At 35.3% G+C, this 24095-nt stretch carries 23 protein-coding genes; 5 read left to right on the forward strand and 18 right to left on the reverse strand.

The window, feature by feature from the left end; translation table 11 throughout:
* Positions 1–35 precede the first annotated feature (35 nt).
* From LZQ00_RS13035 to LZQ00_RS13050, 4 genes are all read right to left on the reverse strand, one after another.
* On the reverse strand, positions 36–1043 hold the full coding sequence (locus tag LZQ00_RS13035) for a LacI family DNA-binding transcriptional regulator (protein ID WP_234509720.1): 1008 nt from the start codon (positions 1041–1043) through the stop codon (positions 36–38).
* Positions 1044–1185: 142 nt separating this feature from the next.
* Complete coding sequence (locus tag LZQ00_RS13040; RefSeq protein ID WP_234509721.1) at positions 1186–1728, reverse strand: HAD hydrolase-like protein; 543 nt, start codon at positions 1726–1728, stop codon at positions 1186–1188.
* Positions 1728–2216, reverse strand: coding sequence for a hypothetical protein (locus tag LZQ00_RS13045; protein WP_234509722.1), 489 nt, complete (start codon positions 2214–2216; stop codon positions 1728–1730). Before LZQ00_RS13045 ends, LZQ00_RS13040 begins: the two co-directional genes overlap by 1 nt.
* A gap of 56 nt (positions 2217–2272) precedes the next feature.
* On the reverse strand, positions 2273–2926 hold the full coding sequence (locus tag LZQ00_RS13050; RefSeq protein ID WP_234514809.1) for an ABC transporter ATP-binding protein: 654 nt from the start codon (positions 2924–2926) through the stop codon (positions 2273–2275).
* 174 nt (positions 2927–3100) lie between these two features.
* On the opposite strand from LZQ00_RS13050, the gene sucC reads away from it, so the two are divergent.
* From sucC to LZQ00_RS13065, 3 genes are all read left to right on the forward strand, one after another.
* Complete coding sequence (gene sucC / locus LZQ00_RS13055) at positions 3101–4294, forward strand: ADP-forming succinate--CoA ligase subunit beta (protein ID WP_234509723.1); 1194 nt, start codon at positions 3101–3103, stop codon at positions 4292–4294.
* A gap of 277 nt (positions 4295–4571) precedes the next feature.
* On the forward strand, positions 4572–6017 hold the full coding sequence (gene asnS, locus LZQ00_RS13060; protein WP_234509724.1) for an asparagine--tRNA ligase: 1446 nt from the start codon (positions 4572–4574) through the stop codon (positions 6015–6017).
* Between the two features lie 130 nt (positions 6018–6147).
* The gene (locus LZQ00_RS13065) at positions 6148–6768 is read left to right on the forward strand and encodes an L-threonylcarbamoyladenylate synthase (RefSeq protein ID WP_234509725.1); all 621 of its coding nucleotides are present in this window, start codon (positions 6148–6150) and stop codon (positions 6766–6768) included.
* Between the two features lie 4 nt (positions 6769–6772).
* Here LZQ00_RS13065 and LZQ00_RS13070 read toward each other — a convergent pair whose 3' ends face one another.
* The 7 genes from LZQ00_RS13070 to tilS form a co-directional block, all read right to left on the reverse strand.
* Entirely contained in the window at positions 6773–7216 is a 444-nt protein-coding gene (locus LZQ00_RS13070) for an SRPBCC domain-containing protein (protein ID WP_234509726.1), read from the reverse strand.
* 44 nt (positions 7217–7260) lie between these two features.
* On the reverse strand, positions 7261–7833 hold the full coding sequence (locus LZQ00_RS13075; protein ID WP_234509727.1) for a Crp/Fnr family transcriptional regulator: 573 nt from the start codon (positions 7831–7833) through the stop codon (positions 7261–7263).
* A gap of 29 nt (positions 7834–7862) precedes the next feature.
* Positions 7863–8189 (reverse strand): DUF721 domain-containing protein, encoded by a 327-nt coding sequence (locus LZQ00_RS13080; RefSeq protein ID WP_234509728.1) that lies wholly within the window; start codon positions 8187–8189, stop codon positions 7863–7865.
* The gene (gene recF / locus LZQ00_RS13085) at positions 8182–9285 is read right to left on the reverse strand and encodes a DNA replication/repair protein RecF (RefSeq protein ID WP_234509729.1); all 1104 of its coding nucleotides are present in this window, start codon (positions 9283–9285) and stop codon (positions 8182–8184) included. Before recF ends, LZQ00_RS13080 begins: the two co-directional genes overlap by 8 nt.
* Before the next feature lie 35 nt (positions 9286–9320).
* Positions 9321–9644 (reverse strand): DUF4834 family protein, encoded by a 324-nt coding sequence (locus LZQ00_RS13090; protein WP_234509730.1) that lies wholly within the window; start codon positions 9642–9644, stop codon positions 9321–9323.
* Positions 9645–9733: 89 nt separating this feature from the next.
* Positions 9734–10231 carry a hypothetical protein gene (locus LZQ00_RS13095; protein WP_317259281.1) on the reverse strand — a complete coding sequence of 166 codons (498 nt, stop codon included), beginning with the start codon at positions 10229–10231 and terminating at the stop codon, positions 9734–9736.
* A 1-nt stretch (position 10232) separates the two neighbouring features.
* Positions 10233–11558 carry a tRNA lysidine(34) synthetase TilS gene (tilS, locus tag LZQ00_RS13100; protein WP_234509731.1) on the reverse strand — a complete coding sequence of 442 codons (1326 nt, stop codon included), beginning with the start codon at positions 11556–11558 and terminating at the stop codon, positions 10233–10235.
* Between the two features lie 134 nt (positions 11559–11692).
* Here tilS and LZQ00_RS13105 point away from each other — a divergent pair, with 134 nt between their 5' ends.
* Positions 11693–14140, forward strand: coding sequence for an OstA-like protein (locus tag LZQ00_RS13105; RefSeq protein WP_234509732.1), 2448 nt, complete (start codon positions 11693–11695; stop codon positions 14138–14140).
* Between the two features lie 130 nt (positions 14141–14270).
* Here the strand turns inward: LZQ00_RS13105 and LZQ00_RS13110 are convergent, their stop codons facing one another.
* The 5 genes from LZQ00_RS13110 to LZQ00_RS13130 all read right to left on the reverse strand — a co-directional run bounded on the left by LZQ00_RS13110 (position 14271) and on the right by LZQ00_RS13130 (position 20316).
* The gene (locus tag LZQ00_RS13110; RefSeq protein ID WP_234509733.1) at positions 14271–16949 is read right to left on the reverse strand and encodes a multicopper oxidase domain-containing protein; all 2679 of its coding nucleotides are present in this window, start codon (positions 16947–16949) and stop codon (positions 14271–14273) included.
* A 161-nt stretch (positions 16950–17110) separates the two neighbouring features.
* Positions 17111–18082: a glycosyl transferase family 90 gene (locus LZQ00_RS13115; protein ID WP_234509734.1), complete on the reverse strand. Its 972-nt coding sequence runs from the start codon at positions 18080–18082 to the stop codon at positions 17111–17113.
* On the reverse strand, positions 18079–18660 hold the full coding sequence (gene rdgB, locus LZQ00_RS13120; RefSeq protein WP_234514811.1) for an RdgB/HAM1 family non-canonical purine NTP pyrophosphatase: 582 nt from the start codon (positions 18658–18660) through the stop codon (positions 18079–18081). The genes LZQ00_RS13115 and rdgB overlap by 4 nt, the downstream gene beginning before the upstream one ends.
* A 108-nt stretch (positions 18661–18768) precedes the next feature.
* Positions 18769–19326 (reverse strand): hypothetical protein, encoded by a 558-nt coding sequence (locus LZQ00_RS13125; protein ID WP_234509735.1) that lies wholly within the window; start codon positions 19324–19326, stop codon positions 18769–18771.
* A 9-nt stretch (positions 19327–19335) separates the two neighbouring features.
* Positions 19336–20316 (reverse strand): deoxyhypusine synthase family protein, encoded by a 981-nt coding sequence (locus LZQ00_RS13130; protein ID WP_234509736.1) that lies wholly within the window; start codon positions 20314–20316, stop codon positions 19336–19338.
* 118 nt (positions 20317–20434) lie between these two features.
* On the opposite strand from LZQ00_RS13130, the gene LZQ00_RS13135 reads away from it, so the two are divergent.
* On the forward strand, positions 20435–20929 hold the full coding sequence (locus LZQ00_RS13135) for a hypothetical protein (protein WP_234509737.1): 495 nt from the start codon (positions 20435–20437) through the stop codon (positions 20927–20929).
* A gap of 21 nt (positions 20930–20950) precedes the next feature.
* On the opposite strand, the gene LZQ00_RS13140 is transcribed toward LZQ00_RS13135, so the two are convergent.
* Positions 20951–22048, reverse strand: a complete 1098-nt coding sequence (locus tag LZQ00_RS13140; RefSeq protein ID WP_234509738.1) for a mandelate racemase/muconate lactonizing enzyme family protein — start codon at positions 22046–22048, stop codon at positions 20951–20953.
* A gap of 112 nt (positions 22049–22160) precedes the next feature.
* Positions 22161–24050: an alkaline phosphatase gene (locus LZQ00_RS13145; RefSeq protein WP_234509739.1), complete on the reverse strand. Its 1890-nt coding sequence runs from the start codon at positions 24048–24050 to the stop codon at positions 22161–22163.
* Positions 24051–24095 lie beyond the last annotated feature (45 nt).

The raw sequence follows: 24095 nt of genomic DNA on the forward strand, positions 1-24095 counted from the left end.
CAAATGGTAAGCCTTTTCTATTACTTATATATTTACTACATAATCAATCTTGATTTAAAGACAATCTGTTGTGAAGCTAAATCTGGATTATTTATTTTTCCAAACAAAATTTCTGCAGCTTTTTTAGCTTGATTTCCTGGGAACTGTTCAATACAACCCATTGGAGGATTTTCCATATATTTCCAGAGCGGATAATTAGCATAACTGATAAAATGGATATCATGATTTAAAACTAACCCTTTATTTCGGGCAGCCTTCATCACATCTAAAGTCACAAAATCATTAAAAGAAACCACAGCTGTAGGTCTTTCTGGTAATGCATATAACCTATCCATAGCCGCTTCATTGCCTTCGGTTGTCAAATCAGTATTGACAATATATTTTTCATCATAATCTAAACCATTACGCTTTAAAGCGGATAAAAATGAGCTTTTACGTTCGTCACTTGCAGGAAGTAATTGAGGGCCATTAATTAACGCTATTTTAGCATGCCCTCTTGCAACGAAAGCATCTATTGCTTCATTCATTCCAGTTCCTAAATCACTTTCAACCTTATTAATTTTTGGAATATCAGGGACACAGTCAAAAAATACGATTGGGGTTCCTGAATTTTCTAACTTCTCAATAAATTCTAGATTCGTCGTATTTTTGCCTACTGACATCAAAACACCATCGACACGATGACTTTTAAAAGTTTTCAAGATCCTTTCTTCTCTTTCTGCATCATCCAGAGACTGTCCCATAATAACGGTATATTTATGGTCATTAGAGACGTTTTCAATTTCACTAATTGCTGATGAAAAAAATGGTTCAGATAAACTTGGTAATAAAACACCAATAGTGAAAGTTTTGCGCTGCTTGAAAAATATAGCCGTTTGATTTGGTTCATAATTCAATTCTTGCGCTACCTTTTTCACCCGCATAGTCGTAACTAACCCAATGCTTGGATGGTCATTCAATGCTCGAGACACAGTAGATGGCGAAATTTTTAGCTTCTTAGCTATTTCTTTAATTGTTGTTGGTTTATCTCCTTGCGTACTCATAGTCGAATTTCACTAAATTTACATTCACGATAAATATAACACTATTTAGCATATTTTTAGAAAAAGAGTTTTTTAAAAATAAAAAAATTACGCTAATTAATCTGACAATAAACTGAATATCAATCGCTAAATTAAAAACAAATCAATCGATATAGATAAGCTCGCTTTTAGCTATTTGAAGTTCATCCGTTATATAATCAAGAGGGTTTAGATTGCGAAATTTCAATTCATCAACGAAATAGACTTTCAATTTAGACGCAAAAACACCCCATTCAATATGCTTTATTTTATTCAATTGTGTTAATGGATTTCCTTTGGTCAAAATACAAATTTGCTTATCTGCAGTAATAATATCATTGAAAAGTTCTTTTATCCCTTCCTTCATCAACAATTTGACAGGCAATACAGCATTAACAAATAAGCGTTCAAAATTCTCTTTATATTTCACATCAAACTTAAAAGTTTCTTGTGCATGTTCGAAAATCAATTCTTCACCTTGGCTATCCAAATGATTTTTGAAGAATGAAACTAAATCAGCTTGCGGAGGAAATGCTTCTGTAAATTCCAAAAAATTTGCAAATAGATAATAAATTTGCAATAAATATTCCCTCTTTGGATAAATAACATCATCCAATTCAAAAACAAAAACTGTTTTTTCAGATGGGAAATCAGAATATATTAACATTAATCTTTTGAAACAGCACATAACGCAAAATCATCTCCAGAATCTGAAATAACAAATAAACCATCCAAAGAAGAATTTTCAAGTTCAAAGCTATCAATTAAAGACTTTCCATCAACTAGTAAAACTAACGCTAGATCCTTAGATGGATTTTCAATAATAAAGTAGTTTTCTAATACTACATGTTCTGGAACAATTACTTTTATCGCATATTCTTCAAATAAAATCTTCGCTTGTGCTAGCGGTTCAAATTCAAAACCACCTAAAGGTAATACATAATCTATTTGCTTATCTAGGCTTATTTTCAACAGTTCATGTGCATAAGTTGGCATTAATCCTGGAGGAATTTTTACATATTTTTCAGAATTTAACAATACTGTTGGAATCTCCTCCGAACTAGCAAAATAAACATCAAAGCGATCTGATAATAATTTTCCAATACGTTGTCCCAGTCCCCTTGTTCCAAAGGTTATTAATATTCTTTTTTTCATCAGAATAAATTCTTTTAATATTGCGTGTTAGCTTTAATTTTATTGAGCTCGTTTCACTATATCATCACATTTCCATCACGCATATGAATAATACGATCAGAAATACGCGCTAACTCTTCATTGTGAGTAACGATTATAAAAGTCTGTTGAAATTTATTTCGAAGATCAAAAAACAATTGATGCAGTGCAGTTGCATTTTCTGAATCTAAATTTCCAGAAGGTTCATCGGCTAATACAACAGAAGGATTATTGATCAAAGCTCTAGCAACAGATACGCGTTGCTGTTCACCACCGGACATTTCTGTTGGTTTATGATCAGCTCGATGAGATACCCCTAATAGACTCAATAATTCTAGCGCACGAAGTTCTGCTTCCTTACGTCCAACTCCGTTAATAAAAGCGGGTATGCAAACATTTTCCAGAGCAGTGAATTCAGGAAGTAAATGATGAAATTGAAAAACAAATCCAATATGTTGATTTCGAAAAGCGCTTAATTTTTTTGCACTTAGTCCTTTTATACTCGTTCCGTTTATCTGCAGCTCGCCTTTATCAGCTAAATCTAAAGTACCAATAATATGAAGTAACGTACTTTTTCCTGCACCTGAGGCTCCAACAATACTCACAATTTCGCCTTTTTCAACTTCTATATCTACCCCCTTTAAAATAGGAAGTGGACCATATGATTTAAAAATACCTTTGGCTTGTAACATCATATGACAAAGTTAAATATTTTTTGCAAACAAAACGTTTGAATAAATACCAACAAGATTAGTCCATATCCGCCATACACTATTCAATAAAAGTCAATTTTAAGCTAAAAATATGCTCTAGAACTTGACCATTCGCTTAAAAAATAATACTTTTACAACACAAACATTTTTGCAATGAACATTCACGAATATCAAGGAAAAGAAATACTTAAAAGTTTTGGCGTAAGAGTACAAGAAGGTATTGTTGCTGAAACTCCAGAGCAAGCTGTAGAAGCTGCTAAAAAATTGAAAGAAGAATACAATTCTGATTGGGTTGTAATCAAAGCTCAAATTCATGCTGGTGGTCGCGGTAAAGGTGGTGGCGTTAAATTAGCTAAAAACTTAGAAGAAGTAACACAACGTGCTACAGATATTATCGGTATGCAGTTAGTAACTCCACAAACTGGTGCTGAAGGTAAAAAAGTAAATAAGGTACTAGTTGCTCAAGATGTTTACTATCCTGGTGAAAGTGAAACAAAAGAATTCTATATGTCTGTGTTATTAGATCGTACCAAAGGTCGTAACATCATCATGTATTCTACAGAAGGTGGAATGGACATTGAAGAAGTAGCTGAGAAAACTCCTCACTTAATTTTCAAAGAAGAAATTGATCCTAAAGTAGGTTTACAAGGTTTCGAAGCCCGTAAAATCGCTTTCAACTTAGGCCTGACTGGTGCTGCACACAAAGAAATGGTAAAATTTGTTGCTGCCTTATACAAAGCTTATGAAGAGACTGATTCTTCTATGTTTGAAATCAATCCTGTATTAAAAACATCTGATGACAAAATTTTAGCAGTAGATGCTAAAGTAAACTTAGATGAAAATGCATTATATCGTCACCCAGATTATGCAGCAATGCGTGATGTGACAGAAGAAGATCCAACAGAAGTAGAAGCTGGTAAATCAAACTTAAACTACGTAAAATTAGATGGTAACGTAGGTTGTATGGTTAACGGTGCTGGTCTTGCAATGGCAACTATGGATATTATCAAAATTGCTGGAGGTGAGCCTGCTAACTTCTTAGACGTGGGTGGTACTGCTAATGCTGAAACTGTTAAAGCTGGTTTTAACATTATCTTATCTGATCCAAATGTAAAAGCAATTTTAATCAACATTTTCGGTGGTATTGTTCGTTGTGACCGTGTAGCGCAAGGTGTGATTGATGCTTATAATGAAATTGGAAATATTCCAGTGCCAATTATCGTTCGTCTTCAAGGAACAAATGCAGCAGAAGCTAAAAAATTAATTGATGATTCAGGATTACAAGTTTATTCTGCTATTCAATTACAAGAAGCTGCTGAATTAGTAACAAAAGTATTAAAAGGATAATTTTCCCTTTAAAATAATATAGAGAGCCTCTGAAAATCTTCAGAGGCTTTTTTTTTGAAAAGTCAATTGATGACTATCGTTATTAAGTAAGTTCAATCAGCTTTATTGATTATAAAAATCTCTCACAGATTTCCAGAATTGTTTTATCTTAACAAATACAGATTATTTCTAAATAAATCAAGGATTTTTATAAATTATACCCTATTTTTGAGTCTCGTATATCAAAGAATAAGATCTAGACTATAATTTATATCTTATTTGAAATGCTACAATTAAAATGGAACATACACGTATAAAAGAATTATTAAATGCCACAGAATTTGGGCATGAGGTTATTGTTAAAGGTTGGGTTAAAACTTTCCGTAACAATCAATTTATAGCAATCAATGATGGATCTTCCATTCAAAATATTCAAGCAGTCGTTGACTTTGAAAATACACCAGAAACGTTATTAAAAAGAATCACGACAGGTGCCGCTTTACGCATAAAAGGGAACTTAATTGAATCATTAGGTAAAGGCCAAAAAGTTGAAATTAAAGTAAATGAGTTGACCATCTTGGGAGATTCAGATGCTGAGAAATTTCCACTACAGCCCAAAAAACACAGTTTAGAATTTTTACGTGAAATTGCTCACTTACGTTTCCGTACCACTACTTTTAATGCTATTTTTAAAGTCCGTAATGCCCTAGCATTTGCTGTTCATAAGTTTTTTAATGAAAAAGACTTTGTTTACATGCATACACCGATTATTACAGGTTCTGATGCTGAAGGTGCAGGTGAAATGTTTCGTGTTACATCGTTAGATCTGAACAATATTCCACGTACTGAGAATGGAGAAATTGATTTCAAAGAAGACTTCTTTGGTAAGTCGACAAACCTAACTGTCTCTGGACAATTAGAAGGAGAATTAGCGGCTATGGCATTAGGAAACATCTATACATTTGGACCTACCTTCCGAGCAGAAAATTCTAATACAACACGTCATCTCGCTGAATTCTGGATGATCGAACCAGAAATGGCTTTTTATGAATTGGAAGACAATATGGATTTAGCTGAAGACTTATTGAAATACGTCATCAGGTATGCCTTAGAAACATGTCCAGAAGAAATAGAATTCTTAAAAAACCGTTTATTAGAAGAGGAAAAAAACAAGCCTGCTACAGAAAGAGCGGAGTTGAATCTAATAGATAAGTTAACATTCGTATTGAATAACGATTTCGAACGTGTTACGTATACAGAAGCAATTGAAGTATTAAAACGTAGTAAGCCAAACCAAAAGAAACAGTTCAAATACCTGATTGACGAATGGGGAGCTGACTTACAATCTGAACACGAACGTTATTTAGTAGAAAAACACTATAAAAAACCTGTTATCTTAATCGATTATCCAGCAGAAATCAAGTCATTCTATATGAAACAGAATGCTATCGATGCGAACGGACATAAAACAGTCCGCGCAATGGATATCTTATTCCCAGGTATTGGAGAAATGGTTGGGGGTTCTCAACGGGAGGAAAACTTAGATAAACTTCTTTCTCGAATGGCTGAGGTTGGTATACCAGCTGAAGAGATGGATTGGTTCTTAGATACAAGACGCTTTGGTTCAGCCCCACACGCTGGTTTTGGTTTAGGATTTGAACGTTTGGTTTTATTTGTTACAGGTATGACAAACATTCGTGACGTCATTCCTTTCCCTCGTACACCAAATAACGCAGAGTTTTAATAAAAGAATAACAGCCAAAACAAATATTTTGGCTGTTATTCTTTTACATAAGAAGTAGAGATACTTAACTATATAGGTTAGAAAAACTAAAATTTCATATTTCACATCGCAAATCTTAATACGAAAACAAATGTTAATCCGTATCTACGAAAATAATCCAAATGAAAAATCAATACAGCAAGTCGTTGATGTATTGAAAAAAGGAGGCATTATCATCTACCCGACTGATACGGTATATGGTATTGGTTGTGATATTACCAATCAAAAAGCAATTGAAAAAATCTGTGAAATACGTGGATTAAAAGCCGATAAAGCCAATTTATCTTTTATTTGTTACGATCTAACAGACATCTCACTCTATACCAAGCCATTTGATACAACTGTTTTTAGAGTATTGAAAAAAGCACTTCCTGGTCCTTTTACATTTATCTTTAATGCAAGTGGACAAGTACCAAAACTATTAAGTTCCAAAAAGAAAACCGTCGGCATTCGTATTCCAGATAATAATATTGTTCGCGAAATTGTCCGTATGCTGGGTAATCCTATTGTGACAGCCTCTATTCATGATGAAGATGATATTGTAGAATACTCTACTGACCCAGAATTGATTCATGAGAAATATGAAAATCTAGTAGACATCGTTATTGATGGTGGCTATGGAGACAATGTTGCCTCTACAGTTGTTGATGTCACAGAAGGAGAATTTGAAATCATCCGAGAAGGTAAAGGAGATCTAGAGCAGTATCTATAATATCTTAAACAATCTGTTCTTCTGCCCTCGATTTTATCGCTTCGTTGAACAGTCGGAATCCATTCAAGGTGGCACCATTAATCATTTTTTGAAAAAACCGAACGAATACACCTGAAAATATTTCTCCTTGTATAAGAATCGTTTCAGTATCTGTAATTTTTTCTAATATAAAATAGTGCTCTCCATCAAATAATCCATTCATTAAAAGTCTTCCTTTCCAACGCAATTCTTCATTTGGCTCAATCTTAAGAAACAAAGGTCTCATTGTCATACCAGGGCCGTCAGGTTGCTCCAATTCAACTTCAGATCGTTTTCCAACATGTGGAATCTCTGCAAACGATTTAATAGTAGGACTCCAAGTTGGATATTGATTAAAATCAGCTAATACCAACCACACAGCATGAATATTGGCATGAATGGTTATTTTACTTTCGATATTTATTTTCATATACCAAAAGTAGCCTATCTAAATAATCATGTACTTGACTTTTATCAAGAATTCACTTTTGCTCGTATTCGGCTTAATGTTTCTGGAGACATACCGAGCAATGAAGCGATATATTGCAAAGGAACTTGATTAAAAAGAGTTTTATTCTGTTCAAAATATAAGCGATATCGTTCCTCAGCAGTATGTGCTATAAAATTATAAATACGATCTTCCAGTTGCAAAAAACATTTAGCAATAAAATGTTTTTCCAGTCGATTCCAATCTGGAATATGCTTTTCAAAAGACAGATAATCCTTTCTATGAATAGAAAGTAATTTAGTATCACCCAAGACTTGAATATTCCATCGTGCAGGTTGTTCAAATAGAAAAGAAGATAAATCTGTGATGAAGTATCCCTCTTGCCCTATCCATTGAGTAACCTGTCCAGACGCAGTATCTCTAAATACACGAACAAGACCAGATTGAATAAAGCTTAGTCGATCACAACGCCTTCCTTCTTCCAAAAAATAAGCACCTTTAGGTAAATCCTCTTCTTCAAAAGAAGCCAATATTGTTTCAAGATTTTGTTGCGGAATTTCAAATAACTGAGTGATTTGATTTTGAAAGAAAGAATTCATCTTATCAAGATTATCATTTCAACACGCAATTATAGAACAATTAGTTCTTCGACAATAACATGCCCCACATGTTCATTCACACGTCCCAATATTTGCTTACGCATCAATACCAGTTCATTTTTAATGACTGCCGATTCAACTTTTACAAAAAGCTTTTTGTCTTTGATATAGATTTGTTTGGTTCGATTAGCGATTGCTTTACCAATCAACGTTGGCCAAACAGCTAAAATAGAGGTTTCTTCAAATTTACGTTTTAGCTTGTAGGCATCCAACAGTCTATCAACTGCCTCTTTGATTGTGATATCATCGCTAGAACGAATATATTCCAATCCACCTTTATACTTTTTATTATACATAAACTTCACCTCCTGATATCCCAAAGATACGTACTGGACTGGCAATCTCATCAAAAATTCGTTGAATTCTTTCTGCATCCGTATCTGTCAAGAAAATCTGTCCAAATTCATCGTCAGAAACCATCTGCATTAACTTATGAGTACGCTTATCATCCAATTTATCAAAAATATCGTCAAGCAATAAAAGTGGTTTAAAACCTTTTTTTTGTTGCAAAAACGAGTATTGAGCTAATTTCAATGCGATGAGAAAAGATTTTTGTTGTCCTTGTGAACCAAATTTTTTCAACGGCATATCCTCATGAATGGTAAAAATCAAATCATCTTTATGAATACCAAGTGAAGTTCTTTCCAGTATACGATCTTTTTCTAGATTCTTTTCCAAAATATTCAAAAAAGAATCCTGCATCAGAGGCGAGTCATATACAAGTTGTACTGTTTCTGCACCTTCAGTCAGATACAAATAATGTCGATCAAACTCAGGTTGAAACTCAGCCATAAAAGAGACACGTTTTTGATAGATAAGCGTGCCCACTTCTTCCAACTGTATATTTAATACTTCTACAAGTCCTAAATCTAGAAACCCACTTTGTCTTGCTTGCTTCAGCAACATATTACGTTGCGCAATAATTTTATTATAAACAATAAGGGTATCTAAGTATTGATTATCCGTCTGTGAAATGACATTATCGATAAACTTGCGTCGCTCTTCACTTCCATCCGTAACAATAATACTATCATTAGGAGAGATCATCACCAAAGGAAATTGACCAATATGATCAGCCAATCTGGGATAATCCTTTTTATTTTTTTTAAACTGTTTTTTCTGATTACGTTTGATGCTACAGGAGATAACATCATGATATTCATCTTTCTCGAAAGCTCCCTGCACCATGAACCAATCATTCCCCTGCTTGATGTGTTGTGAATCAACGGGATTAAAATAACTTTTACACAAGGAAAGATAATGGATGGCATCCAATAAGTTGGTTTTTCCAACACCATTATCTCCAGCAAAAGCATTGACTTCTGGAAGGAACTCTAGAGAAGATTCTGAATAATTTTTAAAATTTAAAACCGAAAGCTGACGCAACCACATAGCACAAAGATACGCTATTTAGCGTAGCAACTCATTTATTTTATTTCTTCAAAATCGACAAACTCACCAGCATCATCTGCTACTTTTCTTTTATGATCTTGTTTGGGTGGTACATAATCTACAGATACACTCCCTTCATTTGCTCGTGTAGATTGCGAACGTGTATTATGCTGACCAAATGTTTCATAATGAAAAGTGCCTCCCTCATTTGTATAGGTAGACCCACCTTGTTGCTGCGCTTTTTTCATTAACGTTTCTGCAGCTTTGCGCATCGCAAATGGTAGAAATAATCGAATTAATAATTTAACCAAATACCAAACAGCGAATGCGATCAATAAAAATTTTAATAACCCTACCATAACTTATATCTGTGTCATTTTATCAAATTTAACCAATCTCTCTTAAAAGAGTTGTCTTCAGAATGTCAGTAATTTGATTTTAACAATTTTTAAGAGTTTCCCTTATTCAATTTTGCTTGTTGCACAGCTCTAAACAATTCTTCCTGACGTTGGGTGCCAATTACATAAACCAGGCCATCCTCATCCGTTAACCATACCGCATCTTTACCACCTGCATAAAACTTAATTTTACCATTGATATGTAGATTATAAACTGGATTATTAAAGAAAAAATTACTGAAAGGTTTTTTTTCCACTTTCACGATAGAGCTCAATTCAATTTTAACCAGACGTGTTGTCCACAATCCACTAAGCATAATCTTGCCTTCAAACACTTCAATGCGGTACAACAACATATACATCATGATAACTGATGTAATGATGATAGCAATCCCTACCAACAAAAATAATTGACTCGAAATTAATTGATCAATATTTAAATAAACTGCAGTAAAACAAAATAGCGCAAGTACTAAACGTACACTTATCCATACTTTGTCTCTTCCTAAATATTGATTTTCTGTATAAAGAAGTCCTTCTTTCATCATACTATTTACAAACTAAAATAAACACTTTTTTTGTATTACTACTTATTTTATAACGATCATCAAGTTGATAGTTTACCACCCAGATAATGTCACCATTTCCATTTACTAAAATTGGGACATTTTCCTTTTCAAAGATATTCACTTTGTAATTAGTAAACAGATCACTCAACTTCTTTCTACCTGTCATTCCTAAAGGGTAAAAAAAGTCTCCAGTCTTCCAGGAACGTAATGTTAAAGGAAAGATCAATAGATCAGCATCGATTTTTGCGATCTGTTTATCCTTAACAATCGAAAGATCGACAGAATAATCACAGGTAAAACAAGCATTCCTCCAAGATACAGATTTTGTTTCAGAAGTGATAACCGTTTCATCCTGTTGTTTATATTCCTTTTCGCGAATGATTAAAAAATCACGATCCAACAACAAATCATAGCACTCCGATTGAAATAACCGACCAGATTCTTTATCCCAACAAGACTGTAAATCAGCCAATACATTTTTGGTAAAACCAAATGTTGAAAACAATTCATAAAGCAAGGGTAGATCATGGATATAGAGATTAAGCTCTGCCTTTTCAACCGTCCATTCATCATATTCCTTTCTAAAAAGAGACTGACGAATAGGATTTATAAATTGCTGTAATAAAGTATAACTTTCTTTAAAATGTATAATATTCTGTTCAAAGATACTTTCAAAATCTGGTTGCATCTTTTTGAATTGCGGTATAATATCAATACGTACTTTATTTCGAGCATATTTCGTAGAGAAATTTGATTGATCATCTCGATATGGGATTTGATACTCTTGTACATATCGCAGTACTTCTTCTGCTTTTAAAAATAATAAAGGACGAATTAATTTATCTCGCTTAAGCTGGATTCCTTGTAAACCTTGGAGACCGGTTCCGCGCAAAAGGTTAAGCAAGACTGTTTCAATATGATCATTCAGATGATGTGCAATAGCGATTTTGTCATAACCAATAGCAATACGCAATTGTTCAAACCAATTATACCGCAGTTCTCTTGCCGCCATTTGGATTGAAATCCCTCTTTCGAGGGCAATCTGCGTAGTTTCAAAATGTTTTACATAAAAAGGGATTCCATGTTCCTCGGCGAAACTTCTGACCAAACTTTCATCCAGATCAGACTCAGTCCCTCGCAGTTGAAAATTACAATGTGCAATTGCTACTTTATATCCAGCTTTAGTTAATAAAAATGTCATTAACATCGAGTCCCGTCCACCACTTACTGTCAACAGTATCTTATCATTAGCCTCAAAAAGGCCATTATTTTGAATAAAAAATGTCAGTCTCTCCAGCAAATTCATATAACAAAGGTACAGTATATTTTGAGAGCCTATATTTGTTTAAATGAAAATTTACCAATAATCAACAAGTTCACTTTAAAATACATATTTTTGCCTTTGTGAAACAGTACTTTTTATCTTTTATATTTCTGGTGATGGGCCTTATGATAGCATCTGCACAGCAGCAGGATGAACTTCGTTTGCTTTCATCTTCTTATAGTGTTCTCAATGCCAAAACTGGAAATGCTATGTTTTACAGACCTGTGTACGAACATAAAGGATCGACACTTTCTGCAGATAGCGGATATTTACACAAGGATGATATAGGAAGACAATATTTTGAAGCCTACAGCAATGTTATCATCACACAACCGACAGGAACGCAAATATTCGCAGATAAATTGCATTACGATGCTGCTTCCCAAAACGCGACTTTAACCAGAAATGTAAGAATGGTCAGTCGCTCTTCCGTGTTAACGACCAATCATCTGGAATATAACATGAGAAGCAGTGTTGGTAATTACTATGGAGGAGGACGTATCACAAGTGGTACCGATACCATCACCAGCACAAACGCCACCTATTTTGAAAATACACAGGATGCATTTTTCAATAAAAAAGTCGTGGTACGTTCTCAAAATGTTAAGATTTTTACTGATTCGATGAAGTATAATTCACCGAGTAGTATGACATATTTCTATACACCAACCAATATCAAAGGGAATAAAGGAGAGAATTTGTACACAGAGAAAGGTGATTACAATACATCAACTGGTATAGCAAACTTCACGAAAAACAATTTATACACGGAAGGCAGTAAAATGTTAAAAGGAGACATCTTACATTATAACCGAAGTACGGGAGAAGGACAAGCGATCAAGAATGTTGTTTTTATTGATACATTAGATAAATTCTATGTCTACGGAGACAAAGGATTTTACCAGGAATCGGATGAATCCATTACCATGACGGATAAACCTTTAGTGATTACCGTAGTGAAAAAAGATAGTACTCAAAATGAGCCTACAGTTACCGCGCCTTCAAAAAAGAGCTCGACTTCCACTAAAGAAGTAAAGAAAAAAGAAAAAACTGATAAAAACGTTAAAACTGAAATCGTTGCAAAAGAGAGCGAAGAATCTAAAGATAAAACGCTCAAGATAGAAAGTGAGGCTTTACCCAAAGAATCTACACAAATGGATTCTATATTCATGACTGCTGACACACTCTTTTCAAAAATGATTTTACGCAGTGCTTATATTGCTAAAAATTTCCACCTAAGTCGAGATGGTGGCGCATTGGATGTAGAAGTCGAAGAAGATTATGGTGATGATGATAGTGATAGTCCTGAAACTTCTTTCAATGAGGGAACTAATGGTTCGAGTTTGCAAACAGATTCATTAGGAAAAACAGTTATTACGAAAGATTCTTTACAGAAGAAAGTAAAAGGCAAGTCATCAGATACAAAGCAAACTGTTAAAAAAGAAGTCAAAAAAGAAATAACACCTCAAGCTAGTAATAACAAACAACCTTCAAGAGGAGAGATAAAAGATTTGAACCGCTTTGAATTAGAGAAAAATAGTAAAGCCGATAGTATCTTACGGAAAAATGCGATTGTTCCAAAGGCAGATTTTAGTACGCAAATTTTTAATAAAGCACTCGCATCAGCTAAAAATAAAGAAGAAAACGCAAATGCACCTGTGGATATAACAAAGACTCGTATTGTTAAGGCTTATCATAATGTCCGCATGTTCAAATCTGACTTTCAGGCAGTAGCAGATTCTGTATATTACGGTATGGCTGACTCCATGTTCCGATTAATGGGTAAGCCAATGATATGGGCAGAAAAATCACAAATATCTGCAGACACAATCTACCTACAATTCGTTAATCAAAAGCTGGATAATACCCTACTTGTTGGCAATGCTTTTATGGTAAATTCAACACTAGACTCTGCCAAATACAACCAACTGAAAGGGCGTAAAATTACTGGATTCTTTGATAAAAACAGATTAGAGCGCATGTTTGTAGATGGCAATGCCGAAAACATTATTTACGTGATTAATGAAGAGACAAATGTAGCAACAGAATTATTTCATGATCGAAGCAGTCGCATTAAGATATACATGGAAAACAATAAGTTGAAAGAATATGTATCCATCAGAAAAGTAGATGGCAAAGTATACCCTATTGCACAATTAACGCAAGAAAAGGAATTTTTACCTGGTTTTATTTGGAAACCTGAAGATCGTCCGAAATCTAAAGAAGATTTATTAAATCGAAAACGTGATATTTCCCAAACAAAAGTTAAAACTCCTGACCCAGAAAATAAAGAGACTGATCTGAAACAAGGAAACAGTAAAGGTCAAGAAAAGAAAAAGATTACTCCAATTCTAGAAGAAAATACAGCAGTAGAGATACAAAAGGACAAAACAACAGTCGACTCCACATCTGTAAAAAAGGAGATGAAAGACAAAGTTATTGACACAAAAGCTCCAACAGGGATACAAAAAGGCACAACAAAGGTAGACTCTACAAATCTCCAACAAGAAGCCGCAAAAAAGGAAGCTCCTTTAAAACTGCAGCCATCGATTACAAAAAAATAGCTATTGTTTAATGTGCTGTGGTCATCGAAAGACCATGGTAATTAGACCAGCATTTTAGAGAAAATGCTAAGATTAGTAATCTTAGCATAAAAATCAAAATTTATCCCATCATATGATGAGATAAATTTTATCAATAAGTGAATACCAAACCAGCACCTAGCCCCATGTCACTGTCATAGTGTGCGCCTAACGAAATATATTTCGTTAATATATAACGAGAACCAATTGCATATTCCTTATCTGTGTTCAGCATCCAATTCATCCGTAACCGAGGAGTTAAAGGGATATCTTCCCTTCCCAATTGAAAACGTAACTTTCCGTTCGTATCTACACGCATATCAGCCGTAACTAACCAAGGTAAGGTGTAAGCAATACCGAATACAGGAACCTTTCGGTTATTTTTATTCGCCTTCTGACCAAACATATTCCGTTCAGGATTACCGAACAAGTTCTTTTCATAATCCGTTATTTTTTTGTAATGGTAATCAAAGCCGACATAAGGCATCAAATATTGCATTTTATCAACAAAGCGCCCAACTGTTATTTCACTTTCATAACCATGTGTAGCTTGGTAACCAACATTCCACATTTGAGACACCTGCCAACGCGTATTACTATAAGTCACCAACCCTTCCGTACCATTACTTTGCACACTTGCTTCACCCGCTAAAGTAAACATACGATCATCCATTTTCACCATTTTATAAGCCTCTATAGGATCATGAATCTCTGGGTTTGCTTCAGAATTCTCATAAGTGAATATACGTCCCATACCACTCATCATATGGTAAAGAATATGACAATGAAAAAACCAGTCACCATCTTCCGTAGCCGCAAATTCTAGTGTCAACGTTTCCATCGGCATAATATCCACTACATTCTTAAGAGGTGAACGTTCTCCATATTGGTTGATTAATCTAAAATCATGTCCATGGAGATGCATCGGATGGCGCATCATGGAATTATTATACAATTTGATTCGAACATTTTCACCTCGTTTAATCAAAATTTTATCTGATTCAGAAACCGTTTTATTATTTAAGGTCCACACATAGCGATTCATATTCCCCGTCAACTCAAAATTCAACTCTTTCCAACTTCCAGTAGGTAAAGTTGTTTTCTCCACCGACTCCAACATGTTATAGTTCAACGTCACCAACCCACTCGTATCTACATCAACATGGTTGTGTGAATTCCCTGTCCCAGCAGATTCCTTCTTTAATTCCAATTCCATTCCACATTTCGAACAAGTACCTGGTTGATTAGAAACAACATCAGGATGCATTGGACATACATATACTTTTCCCGTATGCAGACTATGATGAGCTGTTTCAGTAGATTTTTTCAGCTCTGGATACATGACAGCATTCATATCTACCTGCTGTAAACTCATCTCATGTCCCATTGGCTTCATATCACCATTCATTTTCATCATGCCATTCATCATTTTCATCCCCTCGAAATAGGCCAACTTAGGCAGTTTTCCAGCTGGTATTTCCATACCAGACCCTAACCATAACGAAGCATGATTTGTCCGATCTTCGGCTGTAGCCAAAAACTCATATTTCATATTATCCGGAATTTTTACGATCAAATCATAGGTCTCAGAAGGAGCAATTAACATCCGATTGACCTCTACAGGAGTCACATCATTACCATCATTAGCAATAACTTTCAATTTACCCCCAGCAAAACTCAACCAAAAATAAGTCGATGCACTACCATTGACAATACGTAATCGAACTTCATCTCCGGCTTTAAATTGAGACAAGTGCTGTGCTGGAGTACCATTAAGTAAAAACTTCTCATAATACACATCACTCACATCCATCGCAGTCATCCGTTTCCATTCATTTGTCAATTTGACTCCTAAGCGTCCTGCTTTGATAGCCTCACTATAGCTCTGGGTAGCTTTCTTTTTTATGGCAAACCAATCATTCCCCGCATGTAAACTACGATTGATCTCATGCGGATTCATATCACTCCAATCACTCAAAACAACTGGTATGGTTGGAATATCAGGTTCCGTTCGTTTATTAAAAATCAAAGCACCATATAGACCGATTTGTTCCTGCAAGGAGAAGTGGCTATGATACCAAAAAGTTCCATCCTGCAACACTGGAAATTTATACACATAAGTTTGATGAGGAGGTATTGGGTGTTGTGTTAAATGCGCGACCCCATCCATTCGATTTGGCAGAAATATTCCATGCCAATGTATACTCGTTGGTTCATCACTGTTGTTATGAACATAAATCAATGCCGTATCTCCAACAGTAAATACCAATGGTGGTGCTGGGAGACTACCATTCACAGCAATCGCTCTCCGCTTTTTACCCGTAAAGTTAACGGTGGAATCTGACACAAATAAATCATAACGAATGGTCTTAACATCTGGAGTTCCTTTCGGTAAATGCAAACCTGCACGAGCCCCCTCTATAGACTTCGTCTCTATATCCTTTTCAAGATTCGCTAAGGTAAATGGTGGAATTCTGGAAGGATCTGTAGTTGGTCTTAGCACTGGAATAGCAAAATTTTGAAAGCTACTATAGCGATTGTTATTTCCCAAATAAGGATTATCGGTAACAGTATGATGAGACATCGAGTCCTGCATACGTCCTTCTTTTTTGATTAGCTCCATACTGCATTTCGGACATATACCTGGTTTCGAGGAAGTCTCCTCAGGATGCATCGGACATACATAAACGGATGCTGTGGTATGTGTACTGTTATGTTGTTCTTGTGCAAATGAATTCAGTGAAAAGAAAAACAAACCAACGAAGAGTATAAAATATCTTATTAAAAACATAACCTGTATTTTAGTGATTATTCCAGTACTTAAAATTATAGAACAAAATTAAGCATTGAAAAATCGCTATACTTACAAGATTCAAGGTTAAATTTATACAATTTCAAAAGTTCATGTATTGCTTTATAACTCCTCAGCAAGTAATAGGAAAACAACTCGGATTATAATGGAGTAACCCTTTGCCCTGTTTTTTCAAAATATTTCTCCAAAACCATAATGGAAATGAGATCTTCCAATTTATGATTTTGAAATTGTTGAACAAATGCATGTGCATGCATGATAATCTCCTCCGCTTTTTCTGGATGTGCAATATAATAATTCAATTTCTCTTCTAAATCCGAGTAATCATCCCGAATATGAATATAATGGACATCAGGCAATAACAAACCTTCCATAAACCAAGTTTCATATTTTGGTGTTGGCATCACTGCGATCGAGTTGGAAGACATGATCCATTTTAGATTCGTCGCTACATCATTTCCTTCGAGAGCCAGAATAAATTTATATTGCAGATGATCGCTAATACGGATAGCTGATTTAAACCAAGGCGAATCCTGATGTTTCTTTGAGACATCCCCAAGATCGCACATCGGATGATCAAAATACAGATCATAAAACCGAGATCGATGTTCTTGGTATACCGAAGCACGTCCCAGCAATATATTTTTTTTATCCCTATAACAGATGTGATCCTGTATAAAATTAAAATGGCGTGTCTTATCCAAATTCAACAGCACAGCATTTCGATTACTTCCCATTATTGGTCTACTTTTCACAATGGCTGGAGTTTCAGGAATCACAATGACATCTCCGGGTATCATTTCAAGCTTTAGTTTTTGATCAAAATAGCGAAGATAAGCTTTCAAATCAAAATAGTAAGGCGTTCTTTTTTTTGGTCTTTTAATATCTTTTAACTGACAAGCGCCAATTCCTAAAGTAGCATGTTCATTCAATTTATTGTAATAATCCAAACGTGATCGCACAACCACTGGATCAAATAAATGTATAGAATTCTTTAATCGCGTTCTTTTTAATCTATAATACGACAAAAGCGAATACTCCCTTAATATGGCTTGCACATAATACCCGAATTTGAAATTCTTATTCTTAAAAAAAATACGTTTTATATTCATGAAAGTTTATATAAGAACGCCGCTAATTTTTGTACAGCAATAGCACGGTGACTAATTTTATTTTTCTCTTCGGCTGTCATTTCTGCAAATGTTTTGGTATAGCCATTTGGAATAAAAATAGGATCGTAACCAAAACCATCAACACCTTTTCGTTCCGAAAGAATAGTTCCTTCAATCGTTCCTTCAAAGAAATATTGCTGTTTATTTAAAAAAAGCGAAATTACGGTAATAAATCGTGCTCGACAATCAGATATCCCTTCCAACTTTTCCAGAACTAAATTGATATTTTGCTCCATATCTCGGGATCCTGAATAACGCGCCGAATAAACTCCAGGTTCACCGTTTAAAGCTGTTATTTCCAGACCTGAGTCATCTCCAAAACAATTCAAACCAGCGTATCTTTCCACTAAGTAATCTGTTTTCTGTTTTGCATTTTCATGGAAGGTATCACCTGTCTCCGGAATATCATCATAACAATCAATATCCGCTAAAGATTTGAGTAAAAATTTGTTTCCGATGATCGCCTGTACCTCCTCAAGTTTATGTGCATTATTTGTCGCAAAAATAAGTTCAATCATTATTTCTTTAGTATCTAGTAGTAAGAATTTTGTTGTACAAGCTAAAGCTGTAAACCAACTCAAATGTAGAAATTATAAAAAGAAAAATAAAAGACTTTAATTTCTCTTCTAATTTTGATGCTGAATAAGCGATTTAAATTCAGTCCAAAAAGCTTTTTTCTTAGTAAGATCGACAAACATCTCTTCAAAGCTAAAGGTATTAAATACTGTAGCGACACGTCCATGCATATAAGAATTATGCGCAATAGCAGGAAGTTGCAAAGATTTTGGCTCCACTCCTAAAAGAATAATCTTCTTTGGACTAAAGAATTCCATAATTCGCTTGAATTCATTCGGGTTATGTGCATTTGCCAAATTAACAACAGCAACATCAGCAAGGGTTAATTTCAATGCAGCAATCGTTTTAATAAAAGCATCCTCGGCTTCGGGAGAGAAGTAAGGGAAATCAGCATAACGCAAAATAAAAAGAATACCTTTCTCTTTCGATCCTTGGAATATAAATTCCGCAACAGACTCTTGATGAGCAGAAGTCTGTTGCGGAATATGTGGTTGAGTCAAGACTTCAGCATTATCTTTCAATACCCCTATAGCATCCGCTGTTGCAAAAATAGTCTCGGACATAAATACTTGTAAAGCAATAGGATCTGAAGTCAGTAAACTCGACATATGTTTTAATTAGTTGCCTAATATATAAGCAAAAATCAAAGGAGCAACAATTGTTGCATCAGATTCAACCACAAATTTTGGTGTATCGATATCCAATTTACCCCAAGTAATTTTTTCATTTGGAACCGCACCAGAATACGAACCATAAGAAGTCGTCGAATCCGAAATTTGACAGAAGTAAGACCAGAAAGGAACATCTTCCCATTCTAAATCTTGATACATCATCGGAACCACACAAATAGGGAAATCACCAGAAATACCACCACCAATTTGGAAGAAACCAACACCTTTACCAGCAGAATTAGCACGATACCACTCTGTCAAATAAATCATATATTCAATACCAGATTTTACGGTATGCACATTTAGATTACCTTTGATTACATTGGCTGTAAAAATATTACCAGTCGTCGAATCTTCCCATCCTGGACAGATAATAGGTAAGTTTTTCTCTGCTGCAGCAACAATCCAAGAATCTTTAGGATCAATTTCATAATATTGTGCTAAAACACCAGAGTTGACAACTTGGTATAAAAATTCATGTGGTAAATAACGCTCACCTTTTGCTTCAGCGGCATGCCATACATCTTCCAAATGCTTTTGTAACCGACGGAAAGCTTCCTCTTCCGGTATACAAGTATCTGTTACACGGTTATAATGTTGATCTAATAATTCTCTTTCTTGCTCTGGAGTCAAATCACGGTAGTTCGGAACGCGCTTATAATGTGAGTGCGCCACTAAATTCATCACATCTTCTTCCAAATTCGCACCTGTACATGAAATGATATGTACTTTATCTTGACGAATCATTTCAGCCAAAGAAATTCCCAATTCAGCAGTACTCATCGCACCACCTAAAGAAATTAACATTTTACCACCTTCCAATAGATGGGCCTCATAACCTTTGGCAGCATCTACCAATGCCGCAGCATTGAAGTGAAGGTAATTTTTCTCAATAAACTGAGAAATAGGACCTTTTTGTGAACTCATAATATTTTGTTACTTTTTAATAAAATAATAAGTGTTGCAAAGATACTGAATATTATTTACTATATTTCTGTCGCAACCACAAAGAAACCGACGTTTTACTAGAAAATAAACCAATTAAATGAAAAAAATTATAATCCTTTCCTTATTATTCAGCACTGTATTTTTGTTGTTTTCTTGTAAAGGAGAAGATTGTTGTATGTCCAAGGATCTAATTAGAACTAACCTAGTTCTTTCGCTAGTAGATAAACATCAAAACGATTTGTTATACCCTGCATACGAGCACGCTTACAAAGCCGAAAATATTCACCTTTATTATGTGAACGATCATATTCCTACAAAAGTCTATAATCCCAATTCTGATTACCCTAAAGGTTTTTTCATTTTTACTAAAAATCAAAATGAATTTGGTATTCAGATTTCCTTAAATAACCAGAAAACAAATAATAAATCAAGAACGATAATCAATTGGAGTCAAACAATTATAGATACCATTGATGTCGAATTTAACACAAGCAATGAAATACAAAAATTATGGATCAATAATAAAGAATCTTGGAAAAGAACGAATAGCAATGAAAATATTATCTATTTAACCTTAATAAAAGAAAAATAGAATTTCACCTTCAACAGTAATTTAAATCACCCAACGTTCACACTTATCCAAAAACTCTTGCTTCATGTCCGCACCAATACCCAATTCGTCCGAAATATGAATATGATAGCCATTATATTGAATACCACCAATAACCGGATCTTCCAAATGACCAACCATGCAGGTATCCAAATCATAAAATTTCACGTTAGGAGCAGCATACGCAAAATGTACCTTTGCCGCCAAAGCTAATCGACTTTCTAACATACCACCGATCATACAAGCAATATTAAACTCCGCAGCTACCGCAGCGATTTTCAGGGCTTCATGAATTCCTCCAGATTTTGAAAATTTAATATTGATATAATCACAAGCATCTTCTCGACATAAACGTTCTGCATCATGATGTGAATACACCGATTCATCAGCCATAATCAATACCGTGGTTTCGGTACGCAACTGCGGAAGTAAATGATCGAGATAAGTCCGCATTGGCTGTTCGCAAAATTGGATTTTGAACGGTTCCAAACCTTGCAAAGCTTCAACAGCTCCCGCATATGACCAACCCTGATTGGCATCTATACGGATCGGCATATCAAAACCAACAGCTTTCCTAATCTCACGAATACGTGCAATATCCGTTTTAGGATCTTTTCCTAGTTTTACTTTTAACATCACTGCACCTGCATCATACAACTCCTTCGCTTTTATAGCCATTTCTTCCGGAGATGCAATACCTAATGTTATGTCGGTTACAATCTCTCTAGGCGTCCCCTTCAAGAATTTATACAAAGGTAGTCCGGCATGCTTCGCAGCTAGATCATATAAGGCATTGTCAAATGCTGACTTGATGGTCTTATTCCCGGCAATATACAGATCCAGCTCCGCCAATCGTTCTTCGATCTGTAATGGATCTTTTCCTTTCCAAATTTTCGCAAAATCACGCGCAAGAACTAAACAAGTATCCTGTGTTTCTCCTACGATCATAGGGAAAGCAGAACATTCGCCGACACCAAAGATGTTCTCATCCGTATGTATACGAATAAATGTGTTCTGTGCATAGTCCATGGTACCTGTAGCAATAACAAAAGGCTCCATCGGAATACGCAAACGATAAATTTCTATTTCGGTTATTTTCATGTTTAAAATTGTCTTCTGCTTCCTTTGGTTAAAGGAAATAACAAAAGCGAAGATAAACAAAGAATACTAAAAATAGTGACCCTTGATAAACGTAAATTCTTAATCAAAAGCGTTATTTTACTATTTTTAATATACGATGAAACAGTTCTGTATTGGGGTAATAACCTGTCAGTTTATCGGATTTAGGGCCATAAATAAATACGGGAACGGGAACACTCGTATGATCGTTACTACTAAAATTTCCACGTACATAACCATTCTTTTCATCACTGTCCAATAATGTCAACCCCCCAGTTTCATGGTCTGCAGTTACGATAACAAGTGTATGACCATCTTGGTCTGCATAACGTAAAGCCTCTCCTACTGCAAGATCAAAATCCAATGTCTCTGAAATCACATAAGGAAGATCGTTGGCATGCCCCCCATAATCTATTTGTGCACCTTCAGCCATAATAAAGAAACGGTCATGTTGTTTATCCAATACGGTTAAGCTTTCACGCAACAATTGACTTAGCACTTGTGTACGACCATCTTTAATCGGTTTTGTATAAGTAGCATCTAAAAACAGAATCTGCTTTTTGGCAGCTGATTGCAACTGAGGAGTTTGACCATAAGCTATCCCTTTTTGTTGCATAGAAGTGCGATACTGCTGTGCAGCCTCTCCTTTAAACCATCCCGGTGTGCCACCAGCTAAGATGGAGAATGGAGCATCTAGCGCCTGAGCTGCAATCACTTTCGAAGAATCTCGTTCGGCAACATGTGCATAAAAAACAGCAGGAGTAGCATCTGTTAAGTCACCTGTTGATAAAATAGCTGTTCCCCAACCCATTTTTTGAAGCGTATCCGCCAAACTCGTCATTGGCTTTCCTAGTGTATCAACGGCAATACTTCTGTTGTTTGTTTTCTTCCCAGTAGCAAGTGCAGAACCTCCAGCTGCAGAATCCGTATTGTCAGAATTAGCTGCCTCTGTCCTCGAAATACCAATCTTACGCATCGTCGACATATGGAGTAATCCTCGATTTACAGCCATGGCCGCTTTAACCTGCGCCAAACCCATTCCATCGCCAATCAGTAAGATCACTTTACGGATATCAGTATCTGTATCATCGACCTGATAAGAAGGAGTATAAACCTGCTGCGGCTCTGTTAGACGAAACTGTTCATAGGGCATTCGATCAATAAATCGGGATAAAGCTTCGGGCTGGTCTGTATTGATCCAGTAGACACCTAACTTATTTAGCTCCTGCCAAGTATTGGGGCTATCGTGGTTATCCCAAAAACGAAAAGGAAGCTGTTGTTGCTCTGCAATAGCTATCGCAGCTTTGATTTTAGCTTTATCTTCAGGAATAGGCGTTCCTTTGCCATTCCAATTGGTATAATCCTTTAGATCGGCGCTGATCATCGCAACACGTTTCCATTGATCTGCAGTATACGTTTGATCAACCAACCCATCAAAAAACAACCATTTTGGATACTTTTTAAAATCTGCAGGAACAGGGCGATCACCGCTGATCACTATTTTTACAGCATTCGGATTTTTACTCGTATCAAATACTTCTCCATGTGTTGAAATTAATTTGATCAAGTTGTCCAAGGCATGCACATAATCTTCTTTAATATCAATCATCAACTGCATTTTTTTGTTCTTATCTTGAAAGATATGACCGTCATGCGTTTTCATCATACGGATGATCGGATCCAGATAAAGGGATGACAAAGTCCGATCTTTTTTGATCTCATTTTTATTATGAGCAACATATAAGACCCCGTTCCTAAGAAACACATCCGCTTCTATAGATTCCATACCTGCATAGTAAGCCGTGTAAAAAGGAATATGCTGTTCATAGTCGTTATGGCTATGACCTTTGATCTGTACATTTGAAGTTGCCGAAGCATTGCTAAACATCAAACTATCAAACAACTTATGCTGCTCCTGTCCATAGCTATGCAAATGCATGAGCATAATTGTACTCCATAGTATTACTTTGACTAATTTTATCATGATCGTGTTTAACTTTTTTGTGTTCGTAAACTGTATAATCGTATG

This window comes from Sphingobacterium sp. SRCM116780, assembly GCF_021442025.1.
Taxonomy (GTDB): domain Bacteria; phylum Bacteroidota; class Bacteroidia; order Sphingobacteriales; family Sphingobacteriaceae; genus Sphingobacterium.